Origin of the sequence: Microcella sp. (genome assembly GCF_030645145.1) — a bacterium.
Lineage (GTDB): Bacteria > Actinomycetota > Actinomycetes > Actinomycetales > Microbacteriaceae > Microcella.
The window spans coordinates 38,991-50,749 of sequence record NZ_JAUSMI010000051.1 but is presented as its reverse complement, the minus strand read 5'-3'; the positions used below and the strand labels follow the sequence as shown (position 1 = coordinate 50,749).

11 protein-coding genes are annotated in these 11,759 nt (G+C 73.6%); 1 reads left to right on the top strand and 10 read right to left on the bottom strand.

Annotated elements, in window-relative coordinates:
- Positions 1–129: 129 nt before the first annotated feature.
- The 6 genes from Q7T15_RS03175 to Q7T15_RS03150 form a co-directional block, all read right to left on the bottom strand.
- A complete protein-coding gene (locus tag Q7T15_RS03175; protein ID WP_304693191.1) occupies positions 130–420 on the bottom strand; it encodes a hypothetical protein in 291 nt (96 codons plus the stop codon).
- Between the two features lie 18 nt (positions 421–438).
- Positions 439–4,242, bottom strand: coding sequence for a DEAD/DEAH box helicase (locus tag Q7T15_RS03170; RefSeq protein WP_370689084.1), 3,804 nt, complete (start codon positions 4,240–4,242; stop codon positions 439–441).
- Positions 4,243–4,346: 104 nt separating this feature from the next.
- Positions 4,347–5,210 carry a putative RNA methyltransferase gene (locus Q7T15_RS03165; protein ID WP_304693189.1) on the bottom strand — a complete coding sequence of 288 codons (864 nt, stop codon included), beginning with the start codon at positions 5,208–5,210 and terminating at the stop codon, positions 4,347–4,349.
- Positions 5,211–5,214: 4 nt separating this feature from the next.
- A complete protein-coding gene (locus Q7T15_RS03160; RefSeq protein ID WP_304693187.1) occupies positions 5,215–5,733 on the bottom strand; it encodes a GNAT family N-acetyltransferase in 519 nt (172 codons plus the stop codon).
- On the bottom strand, positions 5,730–6,473 hold the full coding sequence (locus Q7T15_RS03155; protein ID WP_304693185.1) for a CDP-alcohol phosphatidyltransferase family protein: 744 nt from the start codon (positions 6,471–6,473) through the stop codon (positions 5,730–5,732). Before Q7T15_RS03155 ends, Q7T15_RS03160 begins: the two co-directional genes overlap by 4 nt.
- A gap of 22 nt (positions 6,474–6,495) precedes the next feature.
- Positions 6,496–7,227, bottom strand: a complete 732-nt coding sequence (locus tag Q7T15_RS03150) for a tyrosine-protein phosphatase (RefSeq protein WP_304693200.1) — start codon at positions 7,225–7,227, stop codon at positions 6,496–6,498.
- A 113-nt stretch (positions 7,228–7,340) separates the two neighbouring features.
- On the opposite strand from Q7T15_RS03150, the gene Q7T15_RS03145 reads away from it, so the two are divergent.
- Entirely contained in the window at positions 7,341–7,673 is a 333-nt protein-coding gene (locus Q7T15_RS03145) for a ribonuclease E inhibitor RraB (RefSeq protein ID WP_304693183.1), read from the top strand.
- Here Q7T15_RS03145 and Q7T15_RS03140 read toward each other — a convergent pair.
- Genes Q7T15_RS03140 through Q7T15_RS03125 form a run of 4 tightly spaced genes read right to left on the bottom strand, consistent with a single transcriptional unit; the run spans position 7,660 to position 11,671 of the window.
- On the bottom strand, positions 7,660–8,433 hold the full coding sequence (locus Q7T15_RS03140) for a hypothetical protein (RefSeq protein ID WP_304693181.1): 774 nt from the start codon (positions 8,431–8,433) through the stop codon (positions 7,660–7,662). The genes Q7T15_RS03145 and Q7T15_RS03140 overlap by 14 nt on opposite strands.
- 23 nt (positions 8,434–8,456) lie before the next feature.
- Entirely contained in the window at positions 8,457–8,834 is a 378-nt protein-coding gene (locus tag Q7T15_RS03135; protein ID WP_304693179.1) for an iron chaperone, read from the bottom strand.
- Positions 8,835–8,885: 51 nt separating this feature from the next.
- Positions 8,886–10,610 (bottom strand): amidase, encoded by a 1,725-nt coding sequence (locus Q7T15_RS03130; RefSeq protein WP_304693177.1) that lies wholly within the window; start codon positions 10,608–10,610, stop codon positions 8,886–8,888.
- Positions 10,607–11,671: an agmatine/peptidylarginine deiminase gene (locus Q7T15_RS03125; RefSeq protein WP_304693175.1), complete on the bottom strand. Its 1,065-nt coding sequence runs from the start codon at positions 11,669–11,671 to the stop codon at positions 10,607–10,609. Before Q7T15_RS03125 ends, Q7T15_RS03130 begins: the two co-directional genes overlap by 4 nt.
- Between the last annotated feature and the right edge of the window lie 88 nt (positions 11,672–11,759).

The window sequence follows — 11,759 nt, the reverse complement described above, 5'->3', positions numbered from 1 at the left end:
GTCTATCGGTCAGTCATCGCCGCCGCCCGCGCGGCCGCCCGCAACGAGTGACCGATCGACGGTCGGCATGACCGCGTCACGGCCGCCTGATGCTCGACGAACCCGCGAGTCGCGGTCGCCCCGCGCCGCTCAGTAGTGCGGCGGCTTCTCGGCCGTCAGCCGCGCGTCGTTCTCGTCGACCCGGTGGCGCTCGGGTTCGGCGATCGGGCTCGGGTCGGAGCCGGGCGGGGGCGGGGTCGTCGCACGCCTGCGCTGCCGCGGGCGGCGCATCGGAGTGCGCGTCGGCTCGGCGTCGCGCGAGCTCTCGTCAGCCGCCTGCTCCGAATCGCGCGCTCGCGCTCCCGTCGCTGACCGGTCCTCGGGGAGCGAGTCGTCGGCAGGGATTCCGTCGGGCGCGTCGGCGCTGCGGTGATCGTCCATCTCTCGTGCGGCGCAGCCCTACTGCGGCATCGGCGGCAGCGCGTCGATCGGCTGCGTCTCGGTGAGCGCGGCCCGGTGCCGGGCCGCGGCGGCTTCGGTCGCCGCCGACGGGCGGCCCGTGGAGCCTGCACTGGCTCCGGCCATCGCCGCGATGCGGTCGGCGACCGCGTCGGGCTGGCTGAAGAGCTCGAAGACGTGCACGCGCGCGTAGTGCCAGCCGAGTCGCCGCAGCAGGTCGGGGCGCAGGCGCAGCGATTCGCGCAGGCTCATGTCCATGAGCGAGGCGTCGGTGTCGACCGCGATGCAGTAGCCGCCGCGGCTCGCCACGAGACGGAACTTGCCCCGGTGCCCGAGCGACACGCGCAGGCCGCGCGCCTCGAGCCGACGGGCGAGGTCGATGAGCATCGGGTCGCTGTCGTCGGGCAACTCGATGCGCGACCGGCGGGCCTCGATGTCGGCGAGCAGGTCGGCGAGGGCGCGGGCGCCGTGCGACATGCGGTCGTCGTCGAGGTCCTCCGCGCGGACGCAGCTCACGATGCGCACGAACCGGCGGGCGCGCGTCATCGCGACCGCGAGCAGGCGGTCGCCGCCCGGGCGGCCGAGCGCGCCGAACTCGCTCAGCACGCGGCCGTGCGGCGTGCGGCCGAAGCCGATCGAGAAGATGACGCGGTCGCGGCTCTGCGCCACCGCCTGCTCGATCGTGAGGACGGCGAAGGGCTCGGGGCGATCGCCGAGCACGAAGTCGTGGAGGTCGGGGCGCGTGCCGATCGCCTCGAGCACGGCGGCGTGGACGCGCGACGCATGCTTCGCGCTCGCGGTGATGACCATGAGCGACTCGTGCGGCCGAGCGGTCGCGTGCTCGAGCACGAGGTCGACGACGCGCTCGACCTCGACGTCGACGCTCTCGACCGCGCCCGACTCGTCGTCGGGCATCCCGACGCCGTCGGCGAGGTGGTCGACCGCGATCGAGGGGTGGCCGAGGAAGGACCCCGCCCACGGCAGCGAGTCGATGCGGCCGGCGTAGAAGCGGCGGTTGACGAGCTCGGCGAGATCCTCGCCGCCCGCGCGGTACGAGCGCGTGAGCGACATCGACGGCAGGAGCTCGGCGAGCTGGAAGAGGGCCGAGGCGGCGTGCCGGGCATCCACGTCGGATTCGACCTGGGGCTCGTCGGCGTCGAGCGCGACGGTGAACGGCGAGGGGCTCTGCGTCACCGGGTCGCCGACGGCGACGACCTGGCGGGCGCGGCGGATGGCCCCCGCGACCTCGGGGATCGTCACGGCGCCCGCGTCGAGCAGGAACACCGCGTCGAAGGGGATGTCGTCGCTGATGCGGTGCACGTCGTACGGGGAGGCGAGCCACACAGGGGCGATCGGCCGACTGAGGTGCGGCGCGCACTTCTGCAGGTCGCCGGAGGTGAGCATGCCCGCCTTGAGCAGCGCCTTGAGCGCGGCCGCCTCGTCGGGCCAGTCGGTGATGCCGATCGACCAGTTCTCGGCGAGCTGCCACCCCAGGAGGGAGGCGGTTCCCGCGGCGTGCGCCTCGTCGACGAGGCGGAAGTCGGCCTCGAGCCGGTCGAGCACGGCGGTGTCGGCGCCGAGGAGCGCGCGGTCGCTCTGCAGCAGGGCGTCGAGCGCCGAACGCCACCACGCGAGCTCGAGCTCGGCGGCGACCTGGTCGTGCGGCACGTGGCGCGCCGACAGGTCGCTCAGCAGCGGACCGACCTCCCAGCGCTCCATCTCGCGCAGCAGCTCGGTGCGCTCCTGCAGGTTGTTGAGCACGTCGCTCTCGGCGGCGAGCGAGGCCACGAGCTCGACGAGGTCGGCGACGCGGCGCTGGCGGAGCAGCTGGGGCTTCGACTCGTGGCCGAGCGGGGCATCCAGCGCATCGAGATCCTGCTCGACCTGCTGGAAGGCGTGATGGACGTCCGCGATGCCGACCGGCACCTGCGGCGTGATGCCGACGGGCACGAAGCGCTGCCACAGCACGCGCTGCTGCTGGATGCGCGTGAGCGCCTCGTGCAGGTCGCTCACGTGGACGCCGGGGCGCAGGTACTCCTTCGCGAGCGACTTGAGGCGGCGACGCGTCGCGGCCGGCATCGACGAGCCCTCGCGGCGCGGCGCCGTCGCGGCGATGAGCTCGCTGAGCGACCGGTCGAACACGGACGGTTGGAACTTGTCGAGCGTGTCGCGGATGTCGATGAGCAGGCGCAGGTAGATGCCGAGCTCGGCGACCGACTCGAACGGGCGCATGTGGGTCGAGCCGACGAGCGCGTTGGCGCGCTCGAGCAGGCGCGGCAGCAGCTCGTGGTGGAGGCGCTTCGCGCGCTCGTGGGCGCGCTCGGCCTCCTCGCCCGTCGCGAAGCGGGCGCCGTACCAGGGCGAGTCGTCGGGGCCGTACTTGAACTGCCCGAGCTCCGCGGCCTGGACCATGACCGAGCTCGCGTGGGCGCGATCCCGCGCGAGGAGCTCGACGGCCTGACGGCTGAGGCGCGCGCGCGTGGTCGGCGGCGTCGGCAGGAGGGCGAGCCGGCTGAGCTCGGTCACGCAGTCGTAGACGCTGATGCCGAGGGCGGCGTCGGGCCGCGCGAGCGCCTCGCGGTAGTCGACGAGCACGCCGCGCAGGCGGGCGAGCGCCTCATTGACGTCGGCGACCTGGGGGCGCGAGGCCTTCTCGTTGCGCGAGATCGCGCGGATGACGTCGCGCCGCAGCGACCGCGCCGTGACGGCGAGGCCGGGCAGCCCGATCTCGGCGAAGCGGCTCGCGACCGATCGCACGCTCGCGCGGCGCGGGCTCACGACGAGCACGCGCTTGTTCTGCGCGACGAGGGCGCCGACGGCGTTGACGACCGTCTGCGTGCCGCCCGTGCCCGGCAGGGTCTTCACGACGAGCGAGTTGCCGGCCGCGATGCTCGCGATCACCTGCTCCTGCTCGGCGTCGGCGTCGAGCAGCAGGAGGTCGGTCTCGGGCGGCCGCTTGTCGGCGTGGACGAGCTCGACGGGCGTCGTGCTCTCGCGCACGGCCCAGCGGGCGCTCTGGTTGCCCGCGAGGGCGTCGAGCACGGGATGCGCGAGGTCGTGCGCGTCGGCCGCCATCGGGGCGCCGATCTCCGCGAACGTGCTCACGACCAGACGCGGGGCGATCGTGAACCCGTCGAGGTGCGCGGTCAGCCCGCGGAGCCGGTCGAGGGGCGGGTTCGGCTTGAACGTGCCCTCGTCGTCGGTCAGCGCGACGAAGGCGTGCGTGTCGAGGTGCAGCGAGAACTGCTGCGAGAGGGCGCGGACCAGGGCGGGGTTCACGGCGACGTCGCCGCGGAGGGTGAGCTCGACATCCCTGCCCCGACGGCGCAGCCGCAGCGGGCGCAGCAGGAGCGGCGCGCGGTAATCGGTGCCGTCGTGGTGCCACGCGACCATGCCGATGCCGAGGGCGACGGCGTCGATGCCGCGCACGCTCGCGAGCTCGAGGCCCTTGTCGGCGATGCGCTCGGCGGCGAACCGCGCCCGGCGCAGCGCGATGTCGTCGCGCACGAGGTTGCTCAGGAGGGTCGGGCTGCCGGCGATGAAGCGGGCCAGCCCGCCGGGGTGGCTCGTGCCGAGCTCGATCCGCGTGCGGTCGGAGTCGTCGAAGTGCAGCAGCGGCGAACGGCCTCCGAGGCCCGCGAGCTCGTCGCGCCAGCGCTCCCAGACGGGGGTCGCGATGTTCCCGACGCTCACCGTCGGATCCCCGATCGTGAGCGCGCTCGCGCTCGTCCCGCCGGCTGCGGCGGTCGCGGGAGCGTCGTCGTCAGCGACATCGGGATCGTCGTATCGGTCGGCACGCCACACGCGGACACCCTACGCGCGGTGCGGGCAGTCTCCCGGGATTGCGCACCGTTCGGCGGCAAATCAGGCGCGGCGGCGGAGCGGGCCCAGCGGGGTCGGCTCGGGCCTCAGTCGACCTCGAGCACGACGACGCTCACGGCGATCGTCACGGCGACGGGCGCGGGCCGCTCGGCGAGGCGGTCGGCGAGCGCCGCGCGCTCGTGGTGGAACGCGTTCGGCCCCATCATCACGAGGTCGAGCACCTCGTCGCGGCCGAGCTCGTGCACGGCGCTCACCCGCGTCGTCGAGAGCACGCGGGCGCCCGGGATGCTCGCCGCGGCCTCCTCCGCCTTGCCGGCCGGCACGCGCAGGAGCCCGAGGGTGTCGACGAGCTCGCGGTGATGGTCGGCCTCGGGCACGACGATCACGACGCGCGCGCCCGGGGCGAGGATCCGCTCGAGCTCCGCCGCACCGCGCTCGCCGCCGCCCGGCGCGAAGACCCGGAGCGCGACGTCGACGCTCGCGTCCTGCACCGGGATGCCCCGCCACACGTCGCTCGCGACGGCGGCGAGGCGCTCGTGGGCGCGGGCCGCGCGTCGCAGGGCGGGCACCGAGGCGTCGAGGACGACACCGCGCAGGCCGGGTCGCGCGTCGAGGACCCGGGCGGCGTGCCAGCCGGTGCCGCCGCCGAGATCCACGATCCAGCGGGCGCCCTCCGGCACGGCGTCGACGATCGCCGCGACGATGCCGTCGTGCGCGCCCGAGGCCTGCACCCGCTCGCGCGCCTCGACCATCGCGACCGTGTCGCCCGTCGCGGTCGAGGCGCCGCCGCGCATGCTCGCGTAGCCCTGCCGCGCGACATCGAAATGGTGGCCCGCCTCGCAGCCGACTCCGCCGTCGACGCGCTCGAGTGCCTCGCGGCAGAGCGGGCACTCGAGGATCTCGAGGGCGGCGGTCAGAGCGTCGGGGTCGTGCGGCGGGGCCGGGGTCACGCCGCTACTGTACGGGGCGCTCGAGAGCGCTCCAGACGACCTCGCCCCGCTCGTCGTGCGTGACGTGCTGGGCGATGAAGCCGACCTTCGCGGCGACCCGGAGAGACGCGGCGTTGCTCGCCGCGATCGTCGTCCACAGCCGCGCGCGGCCGGTTCGCCAGGCGGCGTCGGCGAGCGCGCGGGCCGCCTCGGTCGCGAGCCCGTGGCCGTGAACGGCGGGAAGCAGCTCCGAGACGAGCTCCGGCTCGTCGACGGTCGCCCGCCCCGGGATGAGGGCGACGTAGCCGACGGGCCACCGCTCCCCCGCGAGCCGCAGCATCCGGAGCCCGAGCCGGTGATCGGCGAGCTGGTGCTCGAGGGCGGGAACGCGATCGAGGACCTGCGCGGCCGTCGCGGGCTCGCCGCCGCGCGCCGTCCAGATGGCGGCGTACGCGACGGCGTCCTCCGGCTGGAACGGGGTGAGGCTCAAGCGGTCGGTCGCGAGCTCGGCATCGAGCGGCCGGTACGGCAGCGGCGCGCTCATGCCGCGACCTCCGCGCGCTCGAGCCGGGCATCCCGCCGCCTGCTCACGAGCCGGCCGATCGCGCGCGCTCCGATGATGACCTCGACGACGGCCGCGGGGCGGACCCACGCCGAGCGCGGCAGGTCGACGACGCCGCCGCGCGCGAAGCTGACCGCGGCGAGCGCGGCCACGGGGGCGGCCCACGCGGCGAAGGTGATGACGCGCCACGCGGTGCTCGGCTCGTGCTTGAGGACGAACCACGTCCAGAGCACAGTGTCGGAGAGGTAGTCGCCTTGCGTTCCGAAGCGCGTGACCGTGCCGGTGCCGCGCGCGAGCTTGCCGTCGACGAAGTCGGTCGCGAGCGCGAGCACCGGGATGGCGCCGCCGAGCCGGGCGGAGGCCGCGGGCAGGTTCGCGCGCGCGATGGTGAGCAGATTGGGGGCGCCCATCGTGCGGCGCTCCTCGAGCATCCCCAGGTGGGTGACCGTCATGAGCCAGCTCGTGAGCACCCACGCTCGGCCCCGCGGGTGCGCGAGGGCCGCCATCGCCGCGTGCACGGCGGTCGCCTCGACGACCGCGCGCGGCCGCTTGCGCGCCTCGAGGATGCTGCGGGCCGTCGTGTCGGCCGCGAACCGACCCCACGCGGCGGGCCCGAATCGCCGCTCGCGCAGACCGTCGAGCAGGGCGTCGGACGCCGCACGGCTGTCGTCGCCCGTGAGGGCGCGATGACGCGCCTCGTCGCGCGCGCGCGTTCGGGTCATGCACACCTCCCCAGAGAGAAGGCTAGGCGGAGCGCGAGGAGAACTCGATACCCGCGTCAGGGTGCCATTCGTCGCGGAGTCGCGTGCGGAGGGGCTCGACGAGATCGGCGGCGCCGTGATCGCGCAGCCAGGCCTCGGCGTCGAACGCGTCGAGGAAGAGGTGGAGCTCGCCCGTCACCCGGTCTAGCCACGGCCCGAGCTCGCGGTTCGACCGCCACGGGTCGTGCGGGCGGGGGTTCTCGCGCAGGTGGAAGTTCGCCGCGATGACCGCGAGCCAGTAATCGTTGACGATGCCGGCGCGCATGACGCCCGCGAGCTGGAGCAGCATCGCGGCGATGAGACCCGTGCGGTCGCGGCCGCCCGCGCAGTGGATGAGCACGGCGCCGTCCGCGGGCGCCTCGGCGACCGGGCGCAGCGCACTTATGACGAGGTGCGGCCAGCGGCGCAGCACCTCCGGGTAGTACCGCGGCGAGTTCAGGTGCTCGCCGTAGCGGGCCATGAACTCGACGTCGCCCTGATCCTCGATCGGGGCGCGGTGCACCGTGATGCCGGCCGGGACGCCGATGCGAGCGACCTCGTCGTCGTTGCGCAGATCGACGATCGTGCGCACGCCGGCCTCGAGCAGGGCATCCCACCCCTCGTCGTCGAGGGCGTCCAGGCGAGGCGACCGGTAGACGCGACCGCGCACCGTGTCGCGGTCGGCGTCGTCGAGCGGGAGGCCGCCGAGATCCCAGGCGTTGTGGAGACCGTGGATGGGGAGCGCGCGCGTCTTGGAGTCATAAGAACATGAATCCTCAGTTTTCGCGAGTCCTGAGCGATCCGCGTCGGCTTCGCGGGCGCGCCCGGTCGGGTCTATGCTCGACCGCCGTGGGAGACATCCGGCCGCACCTGACCTCGAACGTCGAGCAGTTCAGCCAGCGCATCAAGATGCGCGACGATGTCGACCTGCCGCGCGAGGTCGAGCACTTCGCCAATTTCGCCGCCATCAAGGACGCCCGCTCCGCCGCGCGCGACCTCGAGGCGCTCGGCTACGAGGTCGCCGTCACGCGCCGCATGCTGTTCCGCGCGACGCTGCGCGCGACCAAGCAGTCGACCGTCGACATCGAGACCGCCGACGCGATGGTCGAGGAGGTCTTCGCCGTCGTCGAGGTGCGCCGGGGCGATTACGACGGCTGGGGCGCGCCGGTCATCCAGCGGTAGGGGCGGGCTCGGGCCGCTGCTTCTGCTCGACGTCGTCGCTCGGCGCGGGCGCCGGCGCGGTCGTCGGCTCGGGCGCCGACTCGGGCGCCGATTCAGGCTCGGTGCTCACGGGGCCCTCGAGCTCGATCTCGTGCGGCTGCGCGAGAGGGCCCTCGGGCTCCTCCTTGATCCCCGAGAGCTCGCGGAGCTGCGCCGTGATCGCATCGCGCAGCGGCTGATGCCCGGGCTTGTAGGCGTGGAGCTCGTCCGTCCAGTGCGTCTCGCGGTAGTCCCAGACGGGGCGCTCGGCCTTCGGGCCCTCCCACTCGTAGCGGGGGAAGACGTGGGCGTGGACGTAGGCGTCGGTGTTGCCGAGGATCTCGATGTTGACGCGGCGGAAGGCAGGATCCTTCTCGATGCACGCGCGCTCGACCGCGATCGCGAGGAGGTCGAGATCGGCCAGGAACTGCAGTCGCTGCTCGCGCGTGAGCTGGCTGAGCATCTCCGCGTCCCGGTGCTTGCTGATGAGCAGCGAGTAGCCGGGGAGGAACTGCGTGTCGCCGATGACCGCCCAGCCGCTCGAGAGCTCGAGCATGACCATGGGGTTCTCACCGCGCGCGCTCGCGCCGACGCGGTCGTCGCGCCAGGAGATCGCGGCGTCCTCCGAGGAGGAGGACGAGGAGGGTCGCGCGTCGCTCGCGGCGGCGGAGTACGCGTCGGCCGCGTCGCCGAGATCGGCGTCTGCGGGGCCGGATTCGGCCTTCTTCGAGAAGAGGTTCATGGGGCGACCCTACTGAAGACGATTCAGCCGCGCGCGGGGGTTGCGTGGGCAGGACGCGCATGCACCGCGGAGTGCCGTGCCGCGTGCTCGGCGATGCGCGTCACGAGCTCGAACGGGATGGGCTTCGAGTAGAGCAGGTTGACGGTGTCCTTCGCCGACCGGTACTCCGCGATCGCGGCCTCGAAGGCCTCGTCGCCGCGCGGCACCGGGTAGATGCCGACGTGGTTCTTCCACCCGGCGAAGTGCAGCCAGTAGCCGCTCTCGAGCTCGACGGCGGGCATCCCGTACCGGATGCGCTCCTCGCCCGTCGGGGCGGCGCTGCGGATGGCGCTCCGGATGCCGCGCAGGATGGTCTGGACGTCGGCCGGGAACCGCGCGAGATAGTCATCGACGTCGCTCATGGTGCCGCCAGCATGAACCCCGGGCGAGGGAAGGTCAAGAGTCGGATCGGATCACAGCTCCGGCGTGCGCGGCGCCGGGACGCGCGTCGACCCGAGCGCGGAGCCCTCGCGGTTCGCCGACGCCTCGAACCCGGCGGCGAGGGCGAGGAGCCGGGCGTCGTCGTAGGCGCGACCGGCGAAGGTGAGCCCCACGGGCATCCCGATGTCGGTCGTGAGGCCCATGCCGACCTGCACGCACGGGATCCCCAGGTGGCGCGGCACCAGATTGCCGTTCGCGACCCACGTGCCGTTGCGCCACGCGAGCTCGGCGCTCGCGGGGTTCACGTCGGCATCGGCCGGGCCCACGTCGGCGACCGCGGGGAACACGACGGCGTCGAGGCCGAGGTCGTCCATCCAGGCCTCGAGGTCGATGCGGCGCGCCTCCTCGAGACCGTGCAGCCCCGCCTCGATGTGCGGGATGTCCGCGAGTGCCGGCACGCCGTGTCGGCGAGCGCGATGGACGTACTCCTCGAGCGGCACATCCTCCGGGGCGAAGCGGCTCAGGTGGTCGTCGTAGCGTCCGGGGAGCGACCCTGGCGGGGCCGGGAAGATGAGCTCGGGCTCGACGTCGACGAGGTGCTGCAGGCGCGGGTCGCCGTTCGCCTGGAGGAACTCCTCCCAGCCCCACATCGAGAGCTCCCACAGCTCGGAGTCGGCGAAGCCCTCGGGCACGAGGCCGCGGGCGGGCAGCGAGCGGTCGGGCGTGCGACCGCGGCTCTCGTAGTTCGTGACGACGGGGAAGTCGACCTCGACGACCTCGGCGCCGGCGGCCTCGAGATCGCGGCGGGCCTTCTCCCACTGCGCGATCACGGTCGCGCGAGTCTCGATCGGGTCGTCCGAGTCGGGCTCGGCGCCGATGTACATGCGCGGCACACCGACCCGCGCGCCGCGCAGCGCGGTCGCGCGCGCTGCCGACGTGCCGAGGGCGGCATACGAGAGAGGGCGCACGGTCGAGGCCGCGGGGATGCTCACCCACGGCTGCACGCGCCAGAAGTCGCCGCGCGCCTCGAGGTCGTCCGCCACGATCTGGTCGAGCACGAGCAGCAGGTCGTCCATCGAGCGCGCGTAGGGCACGACGACGTCCATGGTCGGCACGAGGGGCCAGTTGCCGCGCACCGAGATGACGCCGCGGCTCGGCGTGTAGCAGCACAGGCCGTTGTTCGACGCGGGGCCGCGACCGCTCGACCAGGTCTCCTCCGCGAGCGCGAACGCGCACAGGCTCGCGCCCGCCGCGGTGCCCGAGCCGTTCGACGAGCCCGAGCCGAACGGCGCGGTCAGGTAGTCGGGGTTGTACGGGCTCTCGGCGCGGCCGTAGAGGCCGCGCTGCATGCCGCCGTTCGCCATCGGGGGCATGTTGGTGAGGCCGAGGCAGATCGCTCCCCCGGCGCGCAAGCGGTCGATCGTGAACGCGTCGCGCTGGGCGACGAGGTCGGCGAAGGCGGGCGAGCCGCTCGCGACGGTGAGCCCCCGGACCATGTAACTGTCCTTCGCCCCGTACGGGATGCCGTCGAGCGGGCTCAGCACCTCGCCGCGCGCGCGACGCTCGTCGCTCGCGCGCGCCTCGTCGAGCGCCTCGGGGTTCATCACGACGAAGGCGTTCAGGTGCGGGCCTCCGGCGTCGTAGGCGGCGATGCGATCGAGGTAGCCCTCGACGAGCTCGACCGCGGTCGTGCGGCCCTCGTCGAGCGCGCGCCGCAGCTCGCCGATCGACGCCTCGACGAGCGGGATGCCCGTCACCGGTCGCCCTCCCCCGTCGCCGTCGCGAGTCCGAGCGTCGCGAGTCCGGCTCGCGGCTGCTGCTGCGTGATGCAGTGGATCCCCCCGCCGCGCGCGAAGATCTCGCGCGCATCGACCGTCACGACCTCGCGGCCGTACGCGTCGGCCAGAACGGCGCGAGCGTGAGCATCCGCCGCATCGTCGCCGAAGCCGCACGCGATGATGCCGCCGTTGACGACGAGGTGATTGACGTAGCTGTAGTCGACGAAGCCCTCGTCGTCGCGCAGCTGCGCGGGGGCGGGCAGCTCGATGAGCTCGAGGGTGCGGCCGCGCGCGTCGGTCGCGGCGCGCAGGGTGTCGTGGATGACCGGCATGACGGCGTGGTCGGGGTGCGCGGGGTCGTGCTGCGCGTGCACGAGCACGCGGCCCGGGCTCGCGAAGGTCGCGACGATGTCGACGTGCCCGCGGGTGCCGAGCTCGTCGTAGTCGCGCGTCAGGCCACGCGGAAGCCAGATGGCCTTCTCGACGCCGAGGGTGCGGGCGAGCTCGGCCTCGACGCGCTCCTTCGTGGCCCACGGGTTGCGGTCGGGGTCGAGCTGCACGGTCTCGGTCACGAGCACGGTGCCCTCGCCGTCAACGTGGATGCCGCCGCCCTCGTTGACGAGCAGGCTCGACACACGAGTCACTCCCAGCTCGTCGAGGATGCGTGCGGCGATGAGCGCGTCGTTCTCGCAGTCGGCGCCCTGGCCCCAGGCGTTGAAGATCCAGTCGACGCCGCCGAGCTCGCCGGTCACGTCGTCGATGACGAAGGTGGGGCCGAAGTCGCGCATCCAGAAGTCGTCGAGCGGGGCCTCGATGATGTCGATGTCGGCGCTCAGCATGCGGCGGGCGCGCTCGCGCTCGCTCGGGTCGACGACCATCGTGACGGGCTCGAACGGCAGGATCGCGTGGGCGACGGCCGTCCAGGCGGCGTAGGTCGACTCGCGCGCGGCCGAGCTGTCGCCCATGACCTCGCCCTCGCGCGGGAACGCCATCCAGATGCGCTCGTGGGGTGCCGTCTCTGCGGGCATGCGCCAGGCCATCGTCGGCTCCTCGTCGTGGGCGGGGCCGTCATCGCCGGCCTCTTGTTGATCACGCGATCAATATCTAGACTGCTCGAAAACTACCGAG